Origin of the sequence: Nitrospirillum karajorum (assembly GCF_036348415.1) — a bacterium.
GTDB classification, from domain to species: Bacteria; Pseudomonadota; Alphaproteobacteria; order Azospirillales; family Azospirillaceae; genus Nitrospirillum; species Nitrospirillum amazonense_B.
In genome coordinates, this window is record NZ_JAZBQB010000001.1 from 1,415,680 (window position 1) to 1,439,595 (window position 23,916).

A 23,916-nucleotide genomic window follows, 5' to 3' on the forward strand; every position below is an offset into this window, starting at 1 on the left:
CCGTCACTCGTATCGCATCATCCATTTCCTATCACATGTCAGGGGCGCAGCGCGCGCAGCACCAGTCCGGCCAACGCCGCCGTGGCGGCCTCCATCCTGTCCAATTTGTCCTCCAGCATCAGCGGATGGGCGAAGGGCCACAGCGTCTCCTCGATCGCCAGGCACACCTCGTCCAGCGGGGTTTCACGCTCGAACTCCCCGGCCTCGCGCCCCTCGACCACCAGGGTGCGCACCATCTCGCGCAGTTCCTCCTCATACGTCGTGCCCGCGTGCCAGTTCTCGGTCACGGCGGTGACGACGATGTCGTGCAGCCGGCGCTCCTCAAAGAACAGGGCGGCGCCGGCACGCGCCAGGGTGGGGTGGAAACGGCGCAGCCGGTCGGCGGCGGGCACCGGCTCCGACACGATGGCGCGCAACTGCGCGGTGATTTCGCTGAGGCAGCGGGCGCAAATAGCCTCGCCGATGGCCTGCTTGCTGTTGAAGAATTTGTAGATATAGGCCGTGGACAGGCCGATGGCCTTCGCCAGGTCGGCAACGGTGGTCTTGTGATAGCCGTAATGGCGGAAGTGCTGGTCCGCAGCCTCCACGATCTGCGCGCGCCGTTCATGGTCGGCGGGACCGCGTTGTCCTGCGGCGGCGGGGGTGGCGCGAGCGGACGGGGAGGTCATGAGGGGCTGCCTTTATGGAAAGATGTCGACCGGCACCTTGTGCGGCGTCCGGTGGGAAGCCGTGATGCGCGGGCACACGCCATTCCTATGTAAGTGACAAATGACGATCTTGCAATATCGTCACAGGCCCCCACGCTTGGCGGCCGGGGTGGTGTGGGGCGGCTTAACGGGCCGCAACCACGTGCATCTCGTCCTTAAGGACAATACGCCGTAAGCCATTGAATTGATTGACAGGGAGAAAAGTCAATCCTCATATGGCATCATTGTTGGGGCTGGCCGCCTGTCTATAGTCGTCGTACCCATTCCGCGAAGAATTAAGGGGAGGAAGACTATGGCAATCTACACCCACGTTTCCGTCGGGACCAATGACCTGGCCAAGGCCCGCGGCTTTTATGACTCCGTTTTGGCCAAGCTGGGCCTGAAGCGGGTGGCCGACCTCGGCGACAACGGCTCCATCTGGGGTGAGGACAAGCCGTCCTTCTTCGTCCTGAAGCCGGCCAATGGCCAGCCCGCCACCGTCGGCAACGGCGTGACCGTGAGCTTCGAGGCGCCGAACCGCGCCGCCGTCGACGCCTTCCATGCCGAAGCCCTGGCCCAGGGCGGCGTGTGCGAAGGCAAGCCGGGCCCGCGCGGCTGGGCCCCCAACGCCTACGCGTCCTATGCCCGCGACCTGGACGGCAACAAGCTGGCCGCCTATTGCTTTAAGCCCGAATAACCGTCTTCCCGCGCACATGAAAACGGCGCCGCAGCGATGCGGCGCCGTTTATCTTTGGGCGCATGCCGCCGGACGCGATGGCGTCCGGCATCCCAGGGAGGCTTATACGTGCGGCATTTGAACGTGATCGTTCAAATGCCCCCTCAAACGCCGGGCGGCCACATCCGTGCCCTTGGCTTGTCCTCGATTTCCAGTCCGCCTTCGGCTCCCCAGAAATCTCCGGCGCCCGCAGTCGCGGGCTACAGCGGCACGAATCACGTCTCGTGCCGCTGGTATTACCCCCCGATCTGCAGCATGCGCAGGTTGTTGGTGGTGCCGGCCTGGGCGAAGGGGATGCCGGCGACGACGATGATCTGGTCGTGCAGCTTGGCGAACTCCGCGCTCTGCGACACGGCGGTGGCGACATCCACCATCTGCTCGTAGGAGTGGATGTCCTCCGACAGGGCGCTGTGCGTACCCCACAGCAGGCACAGGCGGCGCGACACGGCCTGGTCGGCGGTGATGGCCAGGATGGCCACTTCCGGACGCTTGCGGGCGATACGGGCGGCGGTGGTGCCGCTGGAGGTGAAGGCGACGATCACTGGCGCGCGCACGGCCTCCGCCAGGTCGGCGGCGGCGGCGGCCACGGCGTGCGGCGGGGTCTGCTCCTCCGCCGGGTCCGACGCGCGGATGAGGGAGTGGTACAGCTTGTGCCGCTCGGTGGTGGCGATGATGCGGTCCATCATGGACACGGCTTCCAGCGGGTAGGCGCCACTGGCCGACTCCGCCGACAGCATGACGGCGTCGGCGCCGTCATAGATGGCGGTGGCCACGTCCGACGCCTCGGCGCGGGTGGGGGTAGGGGCGGCCACCATGCTGTCCAGCATCTGGGTGGCGACGATCACCGGCTTCACCGCCAGGCGGCAGGCGCGCACCAGTTCCTTCTGACGGCCGGGCACCTCTTCCTGCGGGATTTCCACACCCAGGTCGCCACGGGCCACCATGATGGCGTCCGACAGGCGGATGATGTCGTCGATCTGCTCCAGCGCCTGCGGCTTCTCGATCTTGGCCATCAGGCCGGCGCGGTCGCCGATCAGGCCGCGCGCCTCGATCATGTCGCTGGGCTTCTGCACGAAGGACAGGGCCACCCAGTCCACGCCCAGGTTCAGGCCGAATTCCAGGTCGGCGCGGTCCTTGGCGGTCAGGGGCGACAGGTTCAGCAGGGTGCCGGGCAGGTTGACGCCCTTGCGGTTGGAGATGACGCCGCCCACCACGACCTCGGCGGTCATGGCATCGTCGCCCAGGCTGGTCACCTTAACCCGCACGCGGCCGTCGTCGATCAGCAGGTGATGGCCCGGCAGGACGGCGGCGAAAATCTCGGGGTGCGGCAGGGGGATGGCGTCGCGGTCGCCGTCCTGGCCCTTCAGCACGAAGCGGATGGTGTCGCCCTTGGCCACCGTGATCTTGCCGTCCTTGATGGTGCCGACGCGGATCTTGGGGCCCTGCAGATCCTGCAGGATGCCGATGGGCCGGCCCACTTCCTTCTCCAGCGCCCGGATGTGGGCGTGGACCTTGGCGTGGTCCTCATGGGTGCCGTGGCTGAAGTTCAGGCGGAAGGTGTCCACGCCCGCCAGAAACAGCGCCTTCAGCATCTCGGGTGAGTTGCTGGCGGGTCCGACGGTGGCGACGATCTTGGCACGGCGGTGGCGACGCATTGTTGTTTTCGGCCCTGGCGGGCCGCCCCAGAAGTGAATGCCGGTTGGAAACGGTTTCCGGGCGCACCATCGGCATGGCCAACGGTTGCCCGGTCCGGTCGGCGGCGATGGTACCCGCTTCGCCCGCCGACAACAACATGGGGATATGCGAAATTCCGGTTAAAGGCGGTAATTTTACTACATAACGCGCACCGGCGGGCGCGTCTCAGATCACGATGTTCGCGCCGCCGTCGATATAAAGGGTGCTGCCCGTCAGCCGCCGCGCGAAGGGGCTGGCCAGGTAGGCACAGGTGTAGCCCACGTCCATGATATCGACCAATTCCCCAACCGGCGCGCGGCTTATGGCGTCGTTCAGCAGGCGGTCGAAGTCCTTCAGGCCCGATGCCGCCCGGGTCATCAGCGGCCCGGGTGACAGGGCGTGCACCCGGATGTGCTGCGGCCCCAGCTCATGCGCCAGATAGCGGCACGATGCCTCCAGCGCGGCCTTGACCGGGCCCATGACGTTGTAATTGGGCACCACGCGGTCGGCACCCAGATAGCTCATGGCGAACATGGCACCGCCATGCGTCATCAACGGCGCCGCCAGCTTGGCCATGCGGATGAAGGAGTGGCAGGAGATGTCCATGGCGCGGGCGAAGCCCTCGGCCGAGCAGTCCAACAGGCCGCCCTTCAGGTCCTCCTTGGGGGCGTAAGCGATGGAATGGACCAGGATGTCCAGCCCGCCCCAGGTATCGCGCACCGCATCGAACACCGCCTCCAGCTGCCCCGGCGCCGTCACGTCCAGCGGCAGGAACAGGCGGGCGCCCAGCTCCTGCGCCAGTGGCTCCACATGCGGTTTGGCCTTGTCGTTCAGGTAGGTCAGCGCCAGTTCCGCCCCCACCTCGTGAAAGGCCTTGGCGCAGCCATAGGCGATGGACTGGTCGTTGGCGATGCCCACCACCAGGGCGCGCTTGCCGGCCAGGATGCGGTGGGGCGTAGGCAGGTGGATATCCGTCGTCATGGAATCGCCTCCGTCAGCAGGCGCCGCGTGTGGCGGGCGATCATCTGTTCCTCATCCGTCGGCACGATCCAGGCGGCCACGCGGCTGCCGGGCGCGCTGATGCGGGTGGCGCCAACCTCGGTGGCGCCCACCTGGGGCCGGGCGTTGGCCTCCGCATCCAGCGTCACACCCAGCCAGGCGGCGTGCTGGCAGACGGCGGCCCGCACGCCGGCGCTGTGCTCCCCGATGCCGGCGGTGAACACCAGGGCGTCCAGGCCGCCCAGCGCCGCCGCCAGCGACCCGATCTCCCGCCCAATGCGGTAGGTGAACAGGTCCACCGCCAGCTTGGCCCGGGGCTCGGCCGACATTTCCAACGTCCGCATGTCGCTGGAAATGCCGGAGACGCCCAGCAGGCCGGACCGCTGGTACAGCAGCTTCTCCAGTTCCCGCGGCCCCATATGCATCTCATCCATCAGGTACAGCAGCACACCGGGGTCCAGCGTGCCGCAGCGGGTGCCCATGGGCAGGCCCTCCACCGCCGTAAAGCCCATGGTGCTGGCGACACTGCGGCCGCCATCCATGGCGCACAGGCTGGCGCCGTTGCCCAGGTGGGCCACGATGACCTTGGCGCCGTCCAGGCCCAGTTCGCCCAGTTGGGAGGCGATGTATTCGTAGGACAGGCCGTGGAAGCCATAGCGGCGCACACCCCGGTCGGTGATCTCCGCCGGCAGGGCGAAGGCCTGGGCCAAGGGCGGCTGGGTGGCGTGGAAGGCGGTGTCGAAGCAGCCCACCTGGAACAGGCCGGGCGTGCTCGCCAGGATGCTGCGTGCCGGCGCCAGGTTGTGCCGCTGGTGCAGGGGGGCCAGGGGCACCAGGGTCGCCAGCCGGTCCAGCACGGCGGTGTTCAGCGCCGCCGGAGCGGTGAAGTCGCCGCCGCCGTGGACGATGCGATGGCCCACCGCCTCCACCTTGTGGCCTTCCAGATGGGTGTTGATGAACCCCATCAGGAAGCGCGTGGCGGCGTCATGGTCGAAGGCACCGGTTTCGGCGCCGGTCCAGCGCTGCTCCCCCACCACGTCGCCGGCGGGGTGCCGCGCGATGAAGTGGGCGTTGTCGGTATGCAGCCCCTCGATCTGTCCCTTCAGGAACAGTTCCAGGTGCCGCGTCTCATCCGCGAACAGCGAGAACTTGATGCTGGAGGAGCCGGCGTTGATGACGATGATGGCGTTGCTGATCTTCCTGCGGCGCATGGGCTCACCCCACCGCCATGGCCGAGACGGTGCGGCGATGCCGGGCGATCAGGGCCGCCACGGCGCAGGAGGCGAGCCGGGCCGGCACGCTGTCGGCCCGGCTGGTCAGGATGATGGGCACACGGGCGCCTAGCACGATGCCGGCGGCGTCCGCCCCCGCCAGGAAGGTCAGGCTCTTGGCCAGCATGTTGCCGGCCTCCAGGTCCGGCACCAGGATGACGTTGGCGTGCCCGGCGACGGGGGAGGTCAGGTGCTTGATGGTGGCGGCTTCGGGGCTGATGGCGTTGTCCAGGGCCAGGGGGCCGTCCAGGATGGCGCCGGTGATCTGCCCACGCTCCGCCATCTTGCACAGGGCGGCCGCCTCGATGGTGGAGGGGATCTTGGGGTTCACCGTCTCCACCGCCGACAGGATGGCCACGCGCACCTCGCCGAAGCCCAGGATCAGGGCCAGGTCGATGGCGTTCTGCACGATGTCCACCTTCTCCGCCAGGGTGGGGGCGATGTTGACGGCGGCGTCGGTGATGATCAGCGGATCGTCATGGCCGGGGATGTCCATGACGAAGCAGTGGCTGAGCCGGCGGGCGGTGCGCAGGCCGGTCTCCGTCCTGACCACCGCACCCATCAGCTCATCGGTGTGTAGGCTGCCCTTCATCAGCGCTTCGGCCTTGCCCTCGCGCACCAGCTCCACCGCCCGCTGGGCGGAGGCCACGCTGTGCGGCGTGTCGATGATGGGCAGGGACGCGATGTCCAGGCCCGCCTGCTCCGCCACCGCCCGGATGCGCGCCTCCGGCCCCACCAGGATGGGGGCGATCAGGCCCAGGCGGGCGCCATCCACCGCGCCCTCCAACGCGCTCTGGTCGCAGGGATGGGCCACCGCCGTGGGTGGTGGGCCGGCCTGGTGCGCGGCGGCGATCAGGCGCTGGTACTTCTTGTGGCGGGCGATGTCGGCCTGCACCCGGGGGGTGGTCGCGGCGGTGGGGCTGTCCATGGCGGTCTCCAATACGGGCGGGTCGAAAGCGGTCAGGCGGCGGTGGTGGCGTTCCCGCGCCTCTGTTTGGCGGGAGCTGCGCTGGGCGCAGGTGTGTCCGCGGATTGGAACAGGGTCATCACCTGGTTCAGCCGCGCCGCCTCGGCGGGGCCGGGCGGGTCGCCCGCCTCTACCAGGCGGCGCAGGGCCGTGGCGGCAGTGGCCCGGACCTCGGCGTCCGGCGGCAGCAGGGCGGGCAGGGTGGCCAGAGCCGCCGCCTCGTCCCGATGCAACAGGGCCGATTGCTCCCGCACCAGGGCCTTGAACTGGGTCAGGCTCAGCCGCTGATCTGCCGGGGTTTGACGCCGCAGGGCCCGCAGCACGGTGAAGCGCCGCTCATCGGCGCCGGGGTGGGCGTCCGCCTGCATGACATACAGCAGGGCGCGGGTGACGGCGGTCGTCAGCCCGTCGTGGCCGGCATCCACCGCCTTGTCCTCATTGGCCGGCGGCGGGATGTCCGCAGGCTGCCGCGCGGGCGTCTCCACACCGATGGCCGCCTGCAGCAGGGCGGAACCGTAGACCGTCAGGAAAAAGGTTTCCGTGGCCCGGTCGCGCAACTCGCGCCAAGTGTCCAGCGCCTGGACGACGCTATCCGACATCGCCTCCTGCACCTTCAGGAAGGGGTTGTCGGGCGCCACGGGCCGGCGGTGGGCGCGGGCCGTTTCCGCCAGGGCGGCGACGGGGCGCATCAGCGGGTTCTTGTCGGAAAACACCTCGAACCGCAGGCGATTCGGATGCAGGCGGCGCAGCAGCTCCGCGCTTTCATCCGTCGCCAGTTGCCGCACCACCGGGCGCAAGGTATGGGCGTACAGGTCGCCGTTGAGGGCGGAGATTCGGGCCACGGTGGCAAACCGGCGTTCATCGCGCGCGTCGTTGCCGCCCAGCGCCCGGATGTCGTCCAGGCCCCGCCGCTCGAACCGTGTCAGATACCGCCCCGACACCAGTTCGGCGTGCGCCACGCCGGTCTTTTCCGTGAACACGGCCTGGTAGAGGCCGGGCGGCAGCATGTCGATCAGGTCCATGGTCCGGGCGAACTCGTCATGTTCCTTGGTCGCCACGGTGGCGGAGACGAAAATGCCCAGGTGGCCGATGCTGGGGTGCAGGGAGTAGACGATGGTCTGGCCGCCGGCCTCCAGCTCCGCGTCGCTGGCGTACAGGTCCAGAATCCAGTCCAGGGCCTGCTGCGGCGGGGTGATGTCATCGCCCCAGGAACAGAAGACGATGATGGGCGACTTGATGGCCCGCAGGTCGACTTTGCTGCCATCCGACAGGGTGATCCCGCCGCGGGTGAGGTGGTTGCCCAGGAACAGCTCATCGGTGATGTACTGCATTTCCCCGGCACTCAGCAGGATGGGGCTGCCCCACCAGCGCTCGAACTCCAGGAAGCGCGGCCCTTCGGTGTCGACCTTGGAATAGACGGTGTAGTTCTTTTTCCACAGGGTGTTGGCCGGGTTCATGTTTTCGAAGTTCGCGATCAGCGCGGCACCGTCGAAGATGCCGCGCCCCAGGTCGCCGCTCAGCGTCGTCAGCCAGGTGCCGCCCAGCAGGCCGCCCAGATAGCGCAGGGGATTCTTCTCATGCACCCCCGCCCAGTAGGAGAGGGGGAGCCCGCCAGCACGATGGGCCCCGTCAGGTCCGGCCGCGTGGCGGCCATCATCATGACCTGCCAGCCGGCCTGGCAGTTGCCGATCAGACAGGGTTTGCCGTCCGCCTCGGGATGCAGCGCGGCCACCTTTTCCACGAAGGCGGCCTCCGCCCGACAGACATCCTCCACCGTCTGGCCTGGCACCGGCTTCGGCAGGAAGCCGACGAAATAGCACGGATGCCGCTCGGCGATGGCCACGCCGATCTCGCTGTCATGCTTCATCCCGCCGATGCCGGGGCCGTGGCCGGCCCGGGGGTCGAAGACGACGAAGGGCCGCAGGCGGGGGTTGGTGGGCCGGTCTGGCGGCGGCAGGATGCGCACCAGGCAATAGTTCACGGGCCGGTCCAGCGTCCGCCCATCCAGGACCAGTTCGTAGGGGAAGCTCAGGACGTTGGGCCAAGTCTCGTCCATATGCTGGAAATGGTCGTTCCCGCGCTGGCGCAGCACATCCAGGAACAGCAGGGAGCGTTGGCCCGCGTCCACCCAATAGTCCACCGCCTGCTGTGCCAGGCTGGTCCAGGGCGTCGTAAAAAGGGACGGTTCCGTTCGCGTGAGGGGCGTCGTGGTCGCCATCCGTGCCGTGTCCATGAAGTTCCTCGTTCGGGGAGAATGCTGCAACGCGGTAATTGTAAGCGATAAATATGAAGGATAGGAGAAATCAGCAGAGGGATTTCTGTTAGTTCGGAATCGAAACTAATCCAGCGGGGCGGTTCGGTGATTTGAGCAATTGTGTTCTGATTAATAATGAATTCACCGTGGATTATTAACCAACAATACTCAAGTCCACCCCAGGTATCACCGTTGAGCAGGGTAGCTTCTGCGCTTGATTATATTTATGACCTATATCAACGATTCGGCGGGAAAATGAACAGGATGGGCAGTCATAGCGCCGCCCCGCCGGTGTCGTCAGGGCGGGGGTGCCGGCGGCCGCCAGCCACCGCCCAGGGCCTGGGCCAGGCTGATGGCGGCGGACAGCCGGTCGGCGCGCGACTGCACCAGGGACAGCTCCGCCGACAAAAGGCCGCGCTCGGCATCCAATTGCTCCAGATAAGGGGAATAGCCGGCGCGGTAGCGGCTGGTGGCGATGGCCAGGGTGCGGGCCAGGGCGTCGCGCTGGCGCAGCAGCGCCGTCTCCTGTTCGGCACTGCGCTGCACCATGGCCAGCCCATCCTCGACCTCGCGGAAGGCGGTCAGGGCGGCCTTGCGGTAGCCGAAGGCCGCCGCGTCCCGCCGCGCGGCCGCGCTGTCGGCCTGGGCCTGCAGTCGGCCGCTGTCGAATAGGGGGGCCAGGACGCTGCCGCCCAAGGCGAAGACGTTCACGGGGTCGATCAGGCTGCTGACCACGGTGCCGCCCGCCGCACTCAACTGCACGTCGGGCAGGAAGGCCGCGCGGGCGGCGTCCAGGCCATGGTCGGCGGCCACCACCTGCTGTTCCGCCTGCGCGATGTCCGGCCGGCGGCGCAGCAGGTCCGCCGGCAGGCCCGCCGGTACCGCCGGCGTGGTCAGGTCGTCCAGGCCCGCCCCCCGGTCGATGGCGCCAGGGCTTTCGCCCAGCAGTAGGCTCAGGCCATCCTCCTGCCGAGTGATCGCCAGGTCGATGGCCGGGAGCAGTTGCGCCGTGGCCTCGTATTCGGCCTCGGCCTGGGCCAGGTCCAGCTCGGCGGCGTAGCCCGCTTCCGCCCGCCGCCGCGCCAGGTGCAGCGAGGCCGCGCGCGCCGCCAGGGTGCGTTGCACGACATCCCGCCGGGCGTCCAGCGCCCGCAGGCCGACGTAGCCGGCGGCGGCCGAGGCCGCGACCGCCAGGCGCACGGCGTCGCGGGCCGCCTCGGTCGCCAGCAGGGTGGCGCGGGCGGCCTCGCTGGCCTCCGCCAGCCGGCCGAACAGGTCCAGGTCGTAGGACGCGGTGGCCTGCCATTGCCCGGCCGTCTGCTGGCGCGGCTGGCCGAACGGGCTGACGTCGCGCTGCCGCCCCCCGCCGGCGGCAAGGACGACATTGGGCAGGCGCTGGTCTTCCGCCAGGCGGTATTGGGCGCGCGCCTCGGCCACGCGGGCCGCCGCCACCATGACGTCGGTGTTGCTGGCCAGGGCCCGGTCGACGGTACGGGTCAGCACCGGATCGCCAAAGGCCCGCCACCAGGCGGCCTCGACCGCGTCGTCGCCGACGGGGGCGCCCCGCCATGCCGGCGGCGGTTCCACGGCGGCGGTCAGGGGCGCCTCCGGCCGGGGGCCGGCGCAGGCGGCCAGCAGCAGGGCGAGGGGATAGGCCAGGCGCCTCATGGCTTGGCCCCCTTGGGCGTCCCCGTGGCGGCCGTATCCACCCGCGTTTCCACCGACATGCCGGGACGCAGGCGGTCGGCCAGGGGCTGGCCGGGGGTGATGGCGATGCGCACGCCGATGCGTTGCGGCACCTTGATGAAGTTGCCGGTCGCGTTGTCGGGCTTCAGCACCGCGAATTCTGAGCCGGCGGCTGGCGACAGCATCTCCACCGTGCCGGTCAGTTCGGCCCCGCCCAGCGCGTCGACGGTGAAGCGCGCCGGCTGCCCCACGGCCATATGCGCGGTCTGTGCCTCCTTATAATTGGCGATGATCCAGCGGTCGTCCGGCACCAGGGACAGGAATTGCGTGCCGTTGGTGACGTATTGGCCCAGGCGCACGCCCACCTCGCCCACCTGGCCGTCCTCTGGGGCGTAGATGACCGTATGCTCCAGGTCGATCTCGGCCAGGGTCAGCTGGGCCAGGGCCGCCTCCACCTGCGCCTGCAGGCCATCGCGGCCCACGTCCACCGTGCGCACGTCCTGGCGGGCGATCTCCCCGCCCGCCTCGGCCTGGCGCACCTGGGCCTCGGCCTGGGCCAGGGCGGCCTGGGTCTGGTCCCGCTCCCGGATGGAGACGGAGCCGTCGCGCACCAGGTCGGTCACGCGCGCCATGTCGGCGTGCGCGCGGGCCAGCTGGGCGCGGGCGTTGGCCAGGTTGGCCACCTGGCCCGCCAGGGCGGCGGTGCGGGCGGCGTGGGCCTGTTCGCTGTTGGCCAGGGCGGCGCGCTGGGCGGTCAGCGTCGCCCGGGCCTGGTCCACCCGGGCGCGGTAGATGCGGTCGTCGATGCGGGCCAGTACCTGGCCGGCCTTGACGTGGGCGTAGTCGCCCACGGCGACATCCACGACATAGCCGCTGACCTGGGGGGCGATCACCGTGGTGCGGCCGCGGATGTAGGCGTTCTCCGTCGCCTCCACCGCGCCGGCGAAGGGGGGCAGGCGCCAGGCGGCCAGCAGGGCCAGGATGGCGCCCGTGGCCACCACCAGGATGGCCAGGGCGGCCGGCCAGCCGCGCCGGGGCGGGTGCCAGTGAGGGGGGTATCGGGGGCGCTCATGATCCGCGTCTCCGGCGCAGGGTGTTGAACAGGATGAGGTAGCCGACATAGAGCGCGTTCAGCAGCGCCAGGCCGGCCACGAACAGGAAGACATCGTTGAAGGCCAGAACGGCGGCCTCGCGCCCCATGGCTTGGCCCAGTTGGCCGGCGCCGCCCGCCGCCAGGCGGCCCACCACCTGGGGGTCGGATGCCACCAGGTGTTCCGACAGGGTCTGGGAATGCCAGTGGGTCGAGGCGACCTGAAGGCTGCCCAGCAGGGCGGACCCGGCCAGCCCGCCCACGTTCTGGGTGATGCTGAACAGCACCATGAAGGTGACCAGGTGGTCCGGCCCCTTGGACACCATGCGCAGAAAGCCCAGCACCAGCGCCGGCCCGATGAACAGCGTGGTGCCGAAGGCGATCAGCGCCTGGCTAAGGTACAGCTGCGGCGGGCGCACCAGGCTGGTGGCGTCGCTGTCGAGCCAGGCGCCGGCGGCGATGAGCAGCGACGCCGCGATCACCTGGTAGGGTAGGCGCCGTTCCGACAGGGTCAAGGCGGCGGTCAGGGTTCCCCCCAGCATGGCCATGACCACGATGATGAACAGGTGGCGCAGTTGGTCGTTGATCAGGCCGCCCGCCGTCAGCAGGCCGACGGCGCCATAGGTCTGTTCCGCCAGCGAGACCCGCACCATCAGGGCGGCGGCGGCGAAGCGCGCCATGTCCAGCGTGGTCAGCCAGCGGACCTGGATCAGCGGCTGTTGCCGCCGCCGCTCGATCAGCCAGGCCAGGGTGAATAGGGGCACGGCCGCCGCCAGCGCCCAGCCCAGCCAGGGTGTGTCCACCCACCACCGCAGCCGCCCTTGGCCCAGCACGCCGCAGACCAGCACCAGGCAAGGCAGCATCAGGCCGATGACGGCGAAGTCCAGCGGCTGAAAGACCGGGGCGCGGTCGCTGGGCGGCAGGGGCAGGGCGGTGATGGCGGCCAGCACGGCCAGCGCGATGCCGATTTCCATCAGGTGCAGGCCCTGCCACTGGTGCAAGGCCAGCATCTCCACCGGCACCAGGCGGGCCAGGGGGGTGCCCAGCTGGGTCAGGCCGATGCCGATGACCAGGGCCAAGGGGCGCAGCCGGCCGGGAAAGACCTGCAGCAGGTTGTAGACGGTCATGGTCACCAGGCCCGCCGCCGTCATGCCGCTGACAGCCCGGATGATGACGGCGGCGGTGAAGCCGGGGGCGGCAAATTGCAGCAACCCCGCCAGCGCGTAGGCGATCAGCAGGGTGCCGGTCACCGCTGGAATGCCGAACTGTGCCCGCGCCTTCACCAGCATCAGGTTGGCGCCGGCGTTGAAGGCGACGTAGAGGGCGGGCAGCCAGCTCGCCTGGTCGATATAGACGCCCAGGGCGCCCGACAGGCTGGCCAGGTTCACGTTCACCAACGCATTGCCTAGGGTGGACGCCACCCCCACCAGGACCGCCACGGCGGCATAGCCCAGGCGGCGGCCCAGGGGATGCGCCGGCACGGCGGGGGAGCCGACAAAGGTCGGCCGCTCCTCCGGCTTGAACGTGTAGGCGTCGCCGGTCATGGCACCGCCCCCGGGTCCCGTAGTTGAAGCAGCATCAGCGCCGTGTCGAGATGAACGCGATAGTCGACGAGCCAGCCATGCGACCAGCGGCAGACGGCCAGCCGGGGCACATCGAAAGCGCGTTTGAGCGGGGCGGCATCGGGGCCGCCGGGCAGGTCGGCCGGCAGGGTCAGGCCGCCCGTCGCGGTGCCGGTCAGGCGGGTGACGGCGCAGCTGTGGCGGCCGTCATGGCTGCTGAACAGCGCCACGTAGGGGTTGACGTGGATATGGGCGTCGGGGAAGGCGGCGCAGAAGCGGATGGCCTGGTCGATGTGGGCCCGCTTGTCCAGCGCGGGCGCGGCACCGTCGCCATGGACCACGACGTTCTCCTCCAGGAATTCCGCATAGTCGCCCCAGCGCCGGTCATTCCAGGCGCGGTCCAGGGCGCGCATCCGATCCAGCGTGCGGCGTAACGCCATGTCAGGGCCGCGACTGCCACTGTGATGTCCCACTGTCCGGCCCCATTTCCAGTCCCCCGTCCGTCGGCGTGTCCTTTCGAGGGCCGATCCTAGGCGCGGGGGCGGGCGGGGATGGAGTGAGCGCGCCAGCACTTACGGTTAGCCCGCCTGGGCCGTCGCCTTGGGCGGTCGCAGCCGATCCATCAGCGCCTGGAAGGCGGGCCGGTCGCGCCAGGCGTCGAAGCGGGTGTCTGTGCGCAACCACACGGTCGACAGCTCCCGCTGGTCGATGGCGCGGTTCAGGGCCGCCAGCCCCCGCGCCTCATCGTTCAGGGCGGCGGCCAGGGTGGCGCGGGCGAAGGCGGTGGCTGGCACCGTGTCGGCGGTGGCCAGCAAGCGCCAGCCGCGCTCCGGCTCGCCCAGCCAGGCCTCGATCTCCGCCCGGGCATAGGCCAGATCGGGGTGCCGCGCCGCCGCCCGTTCGACAGCGCCGACCAGGGCGCGGGCGCCATCGGGCTCGCCGCCGAAGACATGGGCCAGGGCGCGGTAGACAAGTATCTCCGCTGATCCGCCCGCCGCCTGCCCGCCGGTTTGGCTCCCGGCGGCGATCAGCTGGGCATGGCGGCGGGCCTGATAGTGGCTGGTGGCTTCGGCGATGTCCTGCTGGACGGAAAAGGGCTCGATGGCGCGGGCGTCACGGAACAGGTGCTCCGCCTCTTCCTGCCGGTCGAGGATGGTGAGGAGAACGCCATAGAGGCGGGCGGCGCGGGCGTGATCGCCCAGGCGCAAGGCGCGGATGAAGTCCGCTTCCGCCGCCGGGGCGTCGCGGTCCAGCCAGGCGGCGGCGGTGGCCCGTGCCGTCAGCGCCTCCACCGACTGGGGGTCGATCTCCAGCGCCCGCCGCACGGCGGTGTCCGCCGCCGCCTTGGCCTCGGCATGGCCGATGAGGCCCAGGCGGAACAGGTCGCACTGGCAGTCGGCGATGCCCGAATGGCCCCGGGCGAAGTCGGCCGCTCCCTCCGCCACCCGCTGGAATATCTCCAGAGCCTCATAGAGGGCGGCGGGCGTCTGCTGGTCCAACAGCTGCCGGGCGCGATAGATGCGGGCGTGCCCCTCCAGCGCCACCGGGCCCGGGCTGATGCGGGAGGCGCGCATGGCGCTGTTGTCCAGGCGCACCCGGCTCAGCACCGTGGCGGCGATGCGTTCCTGCAGGCGCAGGTGCTCATGGTCGGGGGCGTCGAAGCGGTCGGACCAGATGACGAAGCCCTTGGGGTTCGACACCTCCACCGTCACCCGCAGCATGCCGTCCTGCCGGCGCACCGTCCCTTGCAACACGGCGTCCACGCCCAGCTCCCGCGCCAGTGTCGGCACGGTCCAGCCCTGATCGTGCGCCTGGAAGACGACCGCGCGCGAGGCGACGCGCAGGCCCTGCGCACGCCCCAGGGCGTAGATCAGTTCATCCGTCAGGCCGTCGGCGAAACGGTCATCCTCCGCCGTGCGGCTCAGCGCGCGCAACGGCATGACCGCCACGGCGGCGCCGAATCCGGGGGTGTATGTCGGCCCCTCGGCCAAGGGGGCGGCTGCGTTCAAGGCGACCGCTGGCGCTTGGTTCAGGGCGAACAGCGGGACATAGCCGCCCGTGGGCAGGGTGATGACCACCGGATCGCCCTGGCCCGGGCCGGCGTAATGATCCTGCAGTTTGCGGCGCAGGCGCCGCGCCTCCACCCGCACGGTGCTGTCGATGCGGGGATCATAGGGCGGTTCGCGGCCATAGACGGCATTGCCGATCACCGCCTCCTTCAAGGTGGCGCCGCGTCCTTCCAGTGTTTCCTCGACGATGAAATGCAGGAAGGCCAGCAGCCGGTCCGACCCCGCGAACGGGGGGCTGGCCCGCAACCGGTCCATCTGCTCGCGCACGGCCCAGGGCGATGGCATCTTGTTGGGATCCAAGTGAGCCCTGTCCTTTTGAAAATTCAGCTGAAATGCAAGTTCGCTGCAATTTATGCGGGCAGTGGCCGGGGTGGGTCAAGGTAGGTGACCAATTCACAGGTTGGTATAACGGTTAGCGCGCGCCGGCTAACGATGTTTGGGCCCTATGAGTCGTTATTGTTCGGTGGGGCGGTCACAAGGGGGGGGATGGGCAAATGGGGGGTGGGATGGAATTGCCATGGCTGCAGATATCGGGCGCCGTCGCCGGCGGTGTCGTCGGCGGTTTCTCGGGCTTCATCGCCAATACCTTCCATGAGCGCCGCGTGCGCCTGCGGGCCAAGCGCAACATCGCCTGCGCCTTGATCGGCGAGATCGGTGCCCTGTCGCAGCATATCGAGGAGAATTACCTATCCATGCTGCGCGCCGATCTGCAGGCCTGCGGCGAGGCGCCCTCGGTCGTGCATCACGCCTTCCGGGGCGACCGCGACTACATGCCCGTGTTCCGCGCCCTGGGCAGTACGGTGGGTTATCTCCCCACGCCGCTGCCGCGCGACCTGGTCTACTGGTACACCAGCCTGGCGGCGGGGCTAGAGCGGGCACGCGCCCTGCACGAACTGTCCGGCCAACGCGACCCGGAAGCCGTGGCCTTCGCCGTGCGGCTGGCCAAGATCCAGGATGCGGCCTTCATCGATCTGCTGGCCCGGTCGCGCAAGCTGTTGGAAAGCCTGGACCGCATTTAGGGAACGATTTCGCCAAACGCGTCCAGCCATGCGCCCTTTTCAAGGGGGGGCTTCCTCGAGGGGATGGCGGCATCGGTCTCGTGTAATAGAGGCAACGTAAAGCGTGGCTGGTGCTGCTCCACGCCCGACATATCCGCCATTAAAAGATTATTCGATTCACGTATCTATCCAGAATCGAAGATATTTATGCCGCCAGCTTGAAGTATAAAATTTTATGAATATTCTTCCTGGTTTTTCGTGATTTCCTTCCTTGGGCATAGGCCAGTGGTGCGGGAGGGTAGGCAATCAGGAACGAGATGTTAACGTCCAGGCCCTATTCATGTGCGGTTATCTTTGAAATAATGTAATTTTATCAGCGTATTATGAAGGGTATTTCAATTAAGTATAATCACCTACCTCTTAAGAGCTAGACAGTGCGCCATAGGTCCTTGGCGATATATTAACCTTTGCGACCTAAAACTATTCCCAGGCGACGCACCCGGTACATCCAATATCCGATTTAAAGGGTTTATTACGTGATGCCCCATCAACATTCAGCCGCCCACGCTGTTAGCGATATCAGCGGCCCGGATGATGGCGCGCTGGATCGCGTCCTGTCCGCACTGGCGGCGCAGGGGCAGCTGTCCCCGGGCGCGCTGGGCCGGGCGCAGGCGGCCGGCGGCCGGGTGGACCGGCGGCTGTTGGATTTGGGCCTGGTGTCGGAGGAGCATATGGCGGCCGCGTATGCCCAGGCCCTGGGCCTGGCGCTGTGGCCCGCCGACCACCTGCCCCAGGTGCCGGTGATGATGGAGGTGGCCAACCTGGCCTTCCTCAAGGCCAAGCTGATGCTGCCGCTGATCGATGAGGGCGCCGAGGTGGTGTTCGCCATGGCCGATCCGCTGGATGGCCAGGCGCTCGGCGCGGCCGCCTTCCTGGCCGGCCGGCCGGTGCGCCCGGTGGTCATGACCGGCACGGCCATCGCCGCCGCCCTGGACCGGCTGTATGAGCCGGCGCAGCCCGCCGCCAACCAGGATGCGATGCCCGACCTGCTGGAGGGCGATGCCGAGCGCTTGCGGGATCTGGCCAGCGAGGGGCCGGTGGTGCGCCTGGTGGGCAACGCCATCCAGGCGGCGCTGGCCGCCGGCGCCACCGACATCCATGTCGAACCCATGGCCGACCGTCTGGTCGTCCGCCATCGCATCGATGGCATCCTGCGCGAGGCGGAGGTGCTGCCCCGCCGCATGGCCGCCGGCTTCATCACCCGTGTCAAGGTCATGGCCGGCCTGGACATCGGGGAACGCCGCCTGCCTCAGGACGGGCGCATCCGTCAAACCCTGCAGGGCCGCGAGATCGATTTCCGCGTCTCCACCACCCCCACCGTGCATGGCGAAGACGTGGTGATGCGCATCCTGGACCAGCAGACGGCGGGCGGTCGGCTGCACAGCCTGGGCCTGCCCGCCTGGGTGGCGCAGCCGCTGGCCGCCCAGTTGGATCGGCCGCACGGCATCGTACTGGTGACGGGCCCCACCGGCAGCGGCAAGACCACCACCCTCTATGCCGGGCTGCGCGGCATGGATGCAGCGCGCCGCAAGATCCTCACGGTCGAGGACCCGGTGGAATACCTGCTGGACGGCATCAACCAGACCCAGGTGAAGCCCGGCATCGGCCTGACCTTCGCCCACGCCCTGCGCAGCTTCCTGCGCCAGGACCCCGATGTCATCCTGGTGGGGGAGATGCGCGACGGCGAAACCACCAAGGTGGCGGTGCAGGCGGCCCTAACTGGCCACCTGGTGCTGTCCACCCTGCACACCAACGACGCCGCCGGCGCCGTGCCCCGCCTGATGGACATGGGCGTGGACCCCTACTTGCTGGCCTCCACCCTGAACGGGGTGCTGGCCCAGCGCCTGGTGCGCACCCTGTGCCCCACCTGCCGCCAGCCCCACACCCTGTCGGCCGACGCGGCGGCGGCCCTGGGGCTGCCAGCACGGGAAACCACTGTCCATCGCGCCGTCGGCTGCCCGGCCTGCAACGGCACCGGCTATCGCGGGCGGTCGGCCATCGCCGAATGGCTGCCCATCACCGACGCGGTGCGGGCGCTGATCCGCCAGGGGGCGTCCTCGGCGGAGATCGAGGCGGCGGCGGTGGAAACCGGCGGCATGGTGCCCCTGTACCAGGACGGCCTGCAGCGGGTGTTGGACGGCGTCACCACGCCTGAAGAAATTTTGCGCGTGACCAAGGCGGATTAGGACGGATTAAGACGATGACGACAATGGCCATGACCCGCTTTTCCTACCGCTCCGTCGATGCCAGCGGCCGCGCCAGCCGCGGCACCATCCAGGCCGCCGACCGCCGCGCCGCTGTGGACCAGTTGATGCAGCGGGGCCTGACGCCGCTGTCGGTGAAGGAGGAGGGCGCCAAGCGTGCCGGGGGCGCCGGCCATGCGGGGGGCCTCAAGCGGGCGGAGCGCCTGTCCTTCGTGCGCGACCTGGCCAACCTGGTCGCCGCCGGCTTCGCGCTGGAGCCCGCCCTGGGTCTGGTGGGTGATCAGATGCAGCGTCCGGCTGCGGCCGCTCTGGTGGGTCAAATACGCGCCCGGGTGCGCGCCGGTGACAGCCTGGCGACCGCCGTGGCCGCGCAAGGTCCGGCATTCCCGGCGGAATTCGTCGGCCTGATCGCGGCGGGAGAGCAGGGCGGGGCCCTGGCGGCCGCCCTCGGCCATCTGGCGGCCCTGGAAGAGGACCGCGCCCAGTTCCGCCAGCGTCTGGTCAGTGCCATGGTCTATCCGGCGCTGATCGCCCTTCTGACCCTGGCAGCCTTGGCGTTGATGGCCGGCTATGTCCTGCCGCAGTTCCAGGATCTGTTCGCCGGCAGCAAGGCCAAGCTGCCGGCCGCCACGTCCGCCGTGCTGGCCATCGGTGATTTCCTGGGTCGCTTCGGTCCGGGCATCCTGGCCGGTGGGGCGCTGGCCGTGCTGGCTCTGGTCCGAACCTATCGCCAGCCCGATTTGCGGCTGCGCCTGGATCGCGCGCTGCTGGTGGCCACGGGGCCCCTGGGCCGGCTGGTTGGCGATGCCCAACTGGCGCTCTACACCCGCACGCTGGCCAGCCTGCTCAGCGGCGGGGTGCCCCTGGCCGCCGCCCTGGCCACCGCCGGCGGCTGCCTCGCCAACCGCGCGCTGGCCGGTGCGGCCGACCGGGTGCGGGTCGCCGTGCGCGGCGGGTTGGATCTCAGCCGGGCCGTGCAGGCCGAACCGCTGTTCCCCCACCGCCTGTCGCGCATGCTGGCCCTGGCGGAACAGACCGCCAGCCTGCCACAGGGGCTGCTGGATCTATCGAAAGTGTTGGAGCGCGAAAGGGGCATAGCTCTGGATAGGGCCTTGTCTTTGGTGACGCCCATCCTGACCCTGGTTCTCGGCGGCATGGTCGGCGGCATTTTCGCCGCCCTCATCGCGGGGATCCTCAGCCTGAATGACATCGCCCTCTGACATCCCGGAACAACATCCGTCCCTTCGTGATCGCCCCCTTGGTGATCGCCCCCTTGGTGATCGACGGAGCGGGCAGCAGGGGTTCACCCTGGTCGAGGTTCTGGTGGTCCTGGTGATCATCGGCCTGCTGGGCCTGCTGGTCGCCCCCAACCTGGTGGCGCGCCTGGGCAAGGCGAAGGGGGAGGCGGCGCAGGCCCAGATCAACACCCTGGTGGCGGCCGTCGACCTGTTCTACGTCGACGTCGGGCGCTATCCGACCATGCAGGAGGGGCTGGAGGCGCTGGTGACCGCGCCGGCCGGCGACGCCAACTGGCGCGGCCCTTACCTGCGCAAGCGCCAGGCCTTGGTCGATCCCTGGGGCAACGCCTATCGCTACAAGGTGCCGGGCGACCACGGCGCCTACGACATCTTCTCCCTTGGCAGCGACAACGCCCCGGGCGGCGAGGGCGACGCGCGCGACGTCACCAGTTGGTAGGGCCGGGCGATGGCTGGGTGCTTCACAGGGCGGGGCACGCCCTCCCGACAGGCCGGCTTCACCTTGGTGGAGGTGCTGGTGGTGTTGGTCATCATCGGCATTCTGGGGGCGGCGCTGGCCCTCGGCATCCAGGACCGCCTGCCTGGACTGCGCTTCACCGCCGCCGTTTCCGCGCTGGAGGATGAACTGCGCAACCGCCAGGTCGAGGCCATGGTGACGGGACACCCCGTCCTCTTCACCCTGGATGATGTCAAACGCTCCGCCGGCGGGGCTGCCGGCCGCCGCCTGCGGCGCATCGCGGCGGTGGATTTGGCCATAGAAGGCGGTGATGGCGCGCGCCCGGGCGCGGTCGTCTTCCTGCCCGGCGGCTGGTCTCCCGGTGCCCAAATCCGCCTGCGCGAGGGCAACCGCGCCGCCACCGTGCGTGTGGATTGGCCCTTGGGCACCGTACACCGGGAATAAGGAAGGGGCCCATGCGCCGGGCGGATGGTTTCACCCTGCTGGAAATGTTGATCGCCCTGGCCATCTTCGGCCTCGGCACGGTCCTACTGATGCAATCGGCTTGGTCCGGGGCCTGGTCCGCCCGCCAGGCCTGGGGGGAGACGGCGGCCCTGCGCTTGGCCCAATCCGTCGCGGCGGAGGTCGGCGTCGCCCTGCCGCTGGAGGACCGGCCCAGGGATGTGGGGCTGGACGGGGCCGGCGCGGGCTTGCCCTACCGTGTCAAAATTGTGCCAGGGCGCCTTTCGCCGACGGGGGACCGCGACTATCGGGTAGAAATCCGCGAAATGAAACCAGACGTGACGCGAGAAGCGGGAACAGAGGCCGCCATGCCGGGAGCGGGCCGGTGGGCCGATGGGCCCGTGCTGGCGACCGTCACCAGCCGCGTGCTGGTGGACGGGCCGCCATGATGGCACCCACTCTCGCCACCCCCGATGCCGCGCCCGATGCCGCCGGGGGCCATCGCGGCATGACCCTGGTGGAGGCCCTGGTGGCTCTGGCGCTGCTGGGTATGCTGGCGGTCGCGGCCGTTGGCCTGCTGCCCCTGATGAACCGTATGGCCGACCGCAGCGGCGTCCTGCAGCGGGCCGCCGCTGACCTCGGCCGGGTCCATGACTTCACCCGCTTTCTCGTGGTCAACGCCCTGACGCCCGCCGACCTGGGGCGCGCGGGCACGGACCTGCCGCCCCTGCGTCGGGATGCGCGGCATTTCGATGTGCTGGCGCCGCTGCCGGCGGGACTGGGCCGCGGCGGGCTTTACCGCATGGCCCTGACGGTGGAGGGGGCGCCCGGCCATGAGGCCCTGCGTCTGCGGGTGGCGCCCCTGCGCCCTGACGGTCCACCGCCGGGCGATGGTCTGCTGATCGACGCCGCCGCCCGCATCGCCTGGTCCTATTTCGATGGCCAGGCCCACGCCTGGACCGACCATTGGGCGGACCCCGCGACATCTCCGGCCCTGGTGCGCCTGGATGTCGCCCCCGCTGGCGGGGAAGCGTGGCCGCCCATGATCGCCGGCCCGGTGGTGCGTGGCGGGGTGCTCTGCGCCTATGACCCGGTGCGGGGCGCGTGCCGGCCTGGGGGTGGCTGATGCCCACGCTGGCCCACCGCCTGAAACGCCTGGCCGTGCTGGCCGTGGATGCGCTGGCCGATGGTGCCGCCGCCGCCTTGCCCCCGTGGGGACGCCGTATCCTGGGGCTCGAGGTGCCCGTCCTGTTCCTGTCACCGGGCGGCGCCGGCATGACGATGCCCTCGACCCCGGTGCCCGTCCGCCTAGTGCTGCATCCGACGGACGTGCACGCGGTGGACGTGCCCTTGCCCAAGGGGCGGCTGCTCGGCGGCATTGTCGATGCCCGGGGGTTCGTCGAGATTCAGGCCCACCGCTTCATGCCCCTGCGGCCGGACCTGCTGGCCTGGGACGTGGTGACCCTGCCGCCCGCTGGGCCGCCCACTGGGCCGCCCACTGGGCCGCCCACTGGGCCGCCCACCGGCGGGGCGGGTACCGCCCGGGTCCATATGGTACGGCGAAGCGTGCTGTCGACGGCGCTGGCCTGGGCTGCGGCGGCGGGCCTGACGCCGGCCGGGATCACGGCGGCGGCGGCAGGGCCGGCGCCGGAATTCCTGCGCTTCGATTCCGTCCGGGTGCGCCGGCGGTTCCTGCGTTTGGCCGGCGCCGCCGGCCTGTTCTGGCTGTCCCTGCCCATCCCCTTCGCCGTCGCCCTTTGGATCCTGGACCGGCAGACGGCCATGGTGGAACAGAAATTGGCGGTGGTGGCCAAGGACGCGCGTGCGGTGCGGGACATGCGCGACCGCATCCTGTTCCTCAGCCCCGATGCCGCCAGCACCGCCCTGCTGCTGGCGCAGCCGGGAAGGGGCCAGGTGCTGGATGAACTGGCACTGGCCCTGCCCGACAGCGTCTGGCTGAAGGATGTCGCGCTGACGCCGGAGGCGGTGACTATCCAGGGCCGGGCCTCGGATCTGGCGGATGTGCTGGCCCGGGTGCGCGCGGCGGGCCCCTTCGTCGATCCCCGCTTCACCGATCCGCCGGACGCGGTGGCCTCTCCGCCGGTCGCCCCCGTCGCGGGCCAGGCGGGTGGCGCCCCGCAGGACTTCACCTTGACGACATCGCTTGCGGTCGGACGGCCCTGAGATGACAGCCCCGCTTTCCCCCCGCCGTTCCTCCCCGCCGCGCGGTTTGCGTCCCGGTTTCGTGCTGGTCATCGCCCTATGCCTGCTGGCGCTGCCGCCCTACTTCTACCTGGCCCCCCTGGTGGATGGGGTGGAGGCTGCCGCCGCCCGCCGCGCCGCGCGCCTGGCGCAGTTGGCCGCCACCCGCGCGCTGCTGGCCCAGCATGACAACCTTGCCCGCCGCGCCGCCCAGGTCGACCAGGCGCTGGGCGTCCACACCTTGTTACGCACCGGGGCGGATGCGGCGGCGGTGCAGGCCGATGCCGAGGGCGACGTGCGCGGCGCCTTACGGCAGGTCGGTGTCACCATCAACACCCTGACGGTTCGGCTGGACGCGGGCCAGGGGACCTACCGGCGCATCCACCTGGCGGTATCCGCGCGGGGCGACGCCGTGACGGTGGCCAATGCCCTGGCGGCCCTGGATGGCGTGCGCCCCCGCCTGCTGGTGCGCTCCGTACGCCTGCACACGGACGCGCCGGAACCGGGGGCGCCGGGCCCTGGTTTCGGCAGGGCCGCACGCGGCTCCGCCGTTGGGGAGGCCAATCCCGTGACCCTAGACATTGAGATCGACGCCTATGCCGACCTGGCCGCCCCCTAAGGGGGCCCTTGACCGAACCGCCCTGCTGTTGGCGGGCGTCGGCTTGGTGGTCGGCACCGGACTGGCGCTGGCCGTGGCGGTCGACGCGTCGGACCCGCCGGTGCGGGCGCAGGCTCCGCTGCCGGGACTGCCGCCGTTGGCCGGGCCCACGCCCATGGGCCTGTCCGCCGAGCCGGGTGAGGCGGCGCGACGCCCCCTGTTCACGCCCGACCGCCGGCCGCCGCCGAAGGGGGTCGCGCCGGTGGCCTCCGACGGGCCGGATCTGCAGGTGACCGGCGTGGTCACCGGCCCCGGTGGCGGGGCTGCCACCGGTGTGGATCGCAAGGCGCAAAAACCGTTCAGCGTGCGCCTGGGCGACGATCTGCAAGGCTGGACGGTGGACGCCATCGGGCGGTCCAACCTGCGCCTGCGCCGGGGGGTAGCCGTCCGCGATTATCCCCTGGCCGTACCGCCTCCCCCAACGATGGGCGCCCCCCTGGTGCCGGGCCCGCCGCCCCCGCCCCCGACGGCTCCGTCGTCACGGGGCGTGGCGCCGACCGACGTCCCGCCATCGGGCGTGCCACCGCCGGGGCAGCCTGATTCCCGGCAGATGGAGGTTCAGCCCAGCCATCCGCCCTCGCGACCGCCCCCCGACCAGCCCCACAGACGGCAGCCATGACGCACCCCCGCCCTTCGCCCCGCCCGC

At 69.9% G+C, this 23,916-nt stretch carries 21 protein-coding genes and 1 pseudogene; 11 read left to right on the forward strand and 11 right to left on the reverse strand.

Translation table 11 applies throughout. From position 1 onward, the window contains the following. Positions 1-38: 38 nt before the first annotated feature. On the reverse strand, positions 39-668 hold the full coding sequence (locus tag UCD39_RS06185; protein WP_330495181.1) for a TetR/AcrR family transcriptional regulator: 630 nt from the start codon (positions 666-668) through the stop codon (positions 39-41). Positions 669-999: 331 nt separating this feature from the next. Here UCD39_RS06185 and UCD39_RS06190 point away from each other — a divergent pair, with 331 nt between their 5' ends. Next, the gene (locus UCD39_RS06190) at positions 1,000-1,383 is read left to right on the forward strand and encodes a VOC family protein (protein WP_145729255.1); all 384 of its coding nucleotides are present in this window, start codon (positions 1,000-1,002) and stop codon (positions 1,381-1,383) included. Between the two features lie 275 nt (positions 1,384-1,658). Here the strand turns inward: UCD39_RS06190 and pyk are convergent, their stop codons facing one another. The 10 genes and pseudogenes from pyk to UCD39_RS06245 form a co-directional block, all read right to left on the reverse strand. Next, the gene (pyk, locus tag UCD39_RS06195; RefSeq protein ID WP_330495182.1) at positions 1,659-3,077 is read right to left on the reverse strand and encodes a pyruvate kinase; all 1,419 of its coding nucleotides are present in this window, start codon (positions 3,075-3,077) and stop codon (positions 1,659-1,661) included. A 205-nt stretch (positions 3,078-3,282) separates the two neighbouring features. Beyond that, positions 3,283-4,077 carry an enoyl-ACP reductase FabI gene (gene fabI, locus UCD39_RS06200; protein WP_330495183.1) on the reverse strand — a complete coding sequence of 265 codons (795 nt, stop codon included), beginning with the start codon at positions 4,075-4,077 and terminating at the stop codon, positions 3,283-3,285. Further along, positions 4,074-5,306, reverse strand: coding sequence for an acetate/propionate family kinase (locus UCD39_RS06205; protein WP_330495184.1), 1,233 nt, complete (start codon positions 5,304-5,306; stop codon positions 4,074-4,076). The genes fabI and UCD39_RS06205 overlap by 4 nt, the downstream gene beginning before the upstream one ends. A 4-nt stretch (positions 5,307-5,310) precedes the next feature. Continuing rightward, complete coding sequence (locus UCD39_RS06210) at positions 5,311-6,294, reverse strand: phosphate acetyltransferase (protein ID WP_145729260.1); 984 nt, start codon at positions 6,292-6,294, stop codon at positions 5,311-5,313. A 32-nt stretch (positions 6,295-6,326) separates the two neighbouring features. Then, a pseudogene (locus tag UCD39_RS06215) lies at positions 6,327-8,566 on the reverse strand (DUF3141 domain-containing protein). A gap of 318 nt (positions 8,567-8,884) precedes the next feature. After that, positions 8,885-10,255, reverse strand: coding sequence for an efflux transporter outer membrane subunit (locus UCD39_RS06225; RefSeq protein WP_330495187.1), 1,371 nt, complete (start codon positions 10,253-10,255; stop codon positions 8,885-8,887). Further along, on the reverse strand, positions 10,252-11,274 hold the full coding sequence (locus UCD39_RS06230; RefSeq protein WP_330495188.1) for an HlyD family secretion protein: 1,023 nt from the start codon (positions 11,272-11,274) through the stop codon (positions 10,252-10,254). The genes UCD39_RS06225 and UCD39_RS06230 overlap by 4 nt, the downstream gene beginning before the upstream one ends. Before the next feature lie 67 nt (positions 11,275-11,341). Next, the gene (locus UCD39_RS06235) at positions 11,342-12,907 is read right to left on the reverse strand and encodes an MFS transporter (protein WP_330495189.1); all 1,566 of its coding nucleotides are present in this window, start codon (positions 12,905-12,907) and stop codon (positions 11,342-11,344) included. Next, on the reverse strand, positions 12,904-13,338 hold the full coding sequence (locus UCD39_RS06240) for an ester cyclase (protein ID WP_330495190.1): 435 nt from the start codon (positions 13,336-13,338) through the stop codon (positions 12,904-12,906). The genes UCD39_RS06235 and UCD39_RS06240 overlap by 4 nt, the downstream gene beginning before the upstream one ends. 165 nt (positions 13,339-13,503) lie before the next feature. Then, on the reverse strand, positions 13,504-15,279 hold the full coding sequence (locus UCD39_RS06245; RefSeq protein ID WP_330495191.1) for a hypothetical protein: 1,776 nt from the start codon (positions 15,277-15,279) through the stop codon (positions 13,504-13,506). 221 nt (positions 15,280-15,500) lie between these two features. Between UCD39_RS06245 and UCD39_RS06250 the strand changes: the two genes are divergently transcribed. The 10 genes from UCD39_RS06250 (at position 15,501) to UCD39_RS06295 (ending at position 23,889) form a co-directional block, all read left to right on the forward strand. After that, positions 15,501-16,013, forward strand: coding sequence for a hypothetical protein (locus tag UCD39_RS06250; RefSeq protein WP_330495192.1), 513 nt, complete (start codon positions 15,501-15,503; stop codon positions 16,011-16,013). A gap of 518 nt (positions 16,014-16,531) precedes the next feature. Beyond that, positions 16,532-18,238, forward strand: coding sequence for a GspE/PulE family protein (locus UCD39_RS06255; RefSeq protein WP_330495193.1), 1,707 nt, complete (start codon positions 16,532-16,534; stop codon positions 18,236-18,238). 14 nt (positions 18,239-18,252) lie between these two features. Further along, positions 18,253-19,476, forward strand: a complete 1,224-nt coding sequence (locus UCD39_RS06260; RefSeq protein ID WP_330495194.1) for a type II secretion system F family protein — start codon at positions 18,253-18,255, stop codon at positions 19,474-19,476. Next, on the forward strand, positions 19,460-19,951 hold the full coding sequence (gene gspG / locus UCD39_RS06265) for a type II secretion system major pseudopilin GspG (protein WP_330495195.1): 492 nt from the start codon (positions 19,460-19,462) through the stop codon (positions 19,949-19,951). The genes UCD39_RS06260 and gspG overlap by 17 nt, the downstream gene beginning before the upstream one ends. A 9-nt stretch (positions 19,952-19,960) precedes the next feature. Further along, positions 19,961-20,413: a prepilin-type N-terminal cleavage/methylation domain-containing protein gene (locus UCD39_RS06270; RefSeq protein WP_330495196.1), complete on the forward strand. Its 453-nt coding sequence runs from the start codon at positions 19,961-19,963 to the stop codon at positions 20,411-20,413. An 11-nt stretch (positions 20,414-20,424) separates the two neighbouring features. Continuing rightward, a complete protein-coding gene (locus tag UCD39_RS06275) occupies positions 20,425-20,859 on the forward strand; it encodes a type II secretion system protein (protein ID WP_330495197.1) in 435 nt (144 codons plus the stop codon). Next, on the forward strand, positions 20,856-21,536 hold the full coding sequence (locus UCD39_RS06280) for a prepilin-type N-terminal cleavage/methylation domain-containing protein (RefSeq protein ID WP_330495198.1): 681 nt from the start codon (positions 20,856-20,858) through the stop codon (positions 21,534-21,536). The genes UCD39_RS06275 and UCD39_RS06280 overlap by 4 nt, the downstream gene beginning before the upstream one ends. Continuing rightward, positions 21,536-22,594, forward strand: a complete 1,059-nt coding sequence (locus UCD39_RS06285; protein ID WP_330495199.1) for a PilN domain-containing protein — start codon at positions 21,536-21,538, stop codon at positions 22,592-22,594. Before UCD39_RS06280 ends, UCD39_RS06285 begins: the two co-directional genes overlap by 1 nt. Position 22,595: 1 nt before the next feature. Next, positions 22,596-23,231: a type II secretion system protein GspM gene (gene gspM / locus UCD39_RS06290; protein WP_330495200.1), complete on the forward strand. Its 636-nt coding sequence runs from the start codon at positions 22,596-22,598 to the stop codon at positions 23,229-23,231. Then, positions 23,209-23,889, forward strand: coding sequence for a hypothetical protein (locus UCD39_RS06295; protein ID WP_330495201.1), 681 nt, complete (start codon positions 23,209-23,211; stop codon positions 23,887-23,889). Before gspM ends, UCD39_RS06295 begins: the two co-directional genes overlap by 23 nt. Positions 23,890-23,916: the final 27 nt, after the last annotated feature.

Excerpts from the sequence above, each read along its gene's own strand:
- UCD39_RS06250 (WP_330495192.1), top strand. The coding sequence starts at position 15,501 with ATGGAATTGCCATGGCTGCAGATATCGGGCGCCGTCGCCGGCGGTGTC.
- UCD39_RS06240 (WP_330495190.1), bottom strand. The coding sequence starts at position 13,338 with ATGCGCGCCCTGGACCGCGCCTGGAATGACCGGCGCTGGGGCGACTAT.
- UCD39_RS06225 (WP_330495187.1), bottom strand. The coding sequence starts at position 10,255 with ATGAGGCGCCTGGCCTATCCCCTCGCCCTGCTGCTGGCCGCCTGCGCC.
- UCD39_RS06210 (WP_145729260.1), bottom strand. The coding sequence starts at position 6,294 with ATGGACAGCCCCACCGCCGCGACCACCCCCCGGGTGCAGGCCGACATC.
- UCD39_RS06235 (WP_330495189.1), bottom strand. The coding sequence starts at position 12,907 with ATGACCGGCGACGCCTACACGTTCAAGCCGGAGGAGCGGCCGACCTTT.
- fabI (WP_330495183.1), bottom strand. The coding sequence starts at position 4,077 with ATGACGACGGATATCCACCTGCCTACGCCCCACCGCATCCTGGCCGGC.
- UCD39_RS06255 (WP_330495193.1), top strand. The coding sequence starts at position 16,532 with ATGCCCCATCAACATTCAGCCGCCCACGCTGTTAGCGATATCAGCGGC.
- UCD39_RS06205 (WP_330495184.1), bottom strand. The coding sequence starts at position 5,306 with ATGCGCCGCAGGAAGATCAGCAACGCCATCATCGTCATCAACGCCGGC.
- UCD39_RS06190 (WP_145729255.1), top strand. The coding sequence starts at position 1,000 with ATGGCAATCTACACCCACGTTTCCGTCGGGACCAATGACCTGGCCAAG.
- gspM (WP_330495200.1), top strand. The coding sequence starts at position 22,596 with ATGACAGCCCCGCTTTCCCCCCGCCGTTCCTCCCCGCCGCGCGGTTTG.
- gspG (WP_330495195.1), top strand. The coding sequence starts at position 19,460 with ATGACATCGCCCTCTGACATCCCGGAACAACATCCGTCCCTTCGTGAT.
- UCD39_RS06275 (WP_330495197.1), top strand. The coding sequence starts at position 20,425 with ATGCGCCGGGCGGATGGTTTCACCCTGCTGGAAATGTTGATCGCCCTG.
- UCD39_RS06245 (WP_330495191.1), bottom strand. The coding sequence starts at position 15,279 with ATGCCATCGCCCTGGGCCGTGCGCGAGCAGATGGACCGGTTGCGGGCC.
- UCD39_RS06185 (WP_330495181.1), bottom strand. The coding sequence starts at position 668 with ATGACCTCCCCGTCCGCTCGCGCCACCCCCGCCGCCGCAGGACAACGC.
- UCD39_RS06285 (WP_330495199.1), top strand. The coding sequence starts at position 21,536 with ATGCCCACGCTGGCCCACCGCCTGAAACGCCTGGCCGTGCTGGCCGTG.
- pyk (WP_330495182.1), bottom strand. The coding sequence starts at position 3,077 with ATGCGTCGCCACCGCCGTGCCAAGATCGTCGCCACCGTCGGACCCGCC.
- UCD39_RS06260 (WP_330495194.1), top strand. The coding sequence starts at position 18,253 with ATGACGACAATGGCCATGACCCGCTTTTCCTACCGCTCCGTCGATGCC.
- UCD39_RS06295 (WP_330495201.1), top strand. The coding sequence starts at position 23,209 with ATGCCGACCTGGCCGCCCCCTAAGGGGGCCCTTGACCGAACCGCCCTG.
- UCD39_RS06270 (WP_330495196.1), top strand. The coding sequence starts at position 19,961 with ATGGCTGGGTGCTTCACAGGGCGGGGCACGCCCTCCCGACAGGCCGGC.
- UCD39_RS06280 (WP_330495198.1), top strand. The coding sequence starts at position 20,856 with ATGATGGCACCCACTCTCGCCACCCCCGATGCCGCGCCCGATGCCGCC.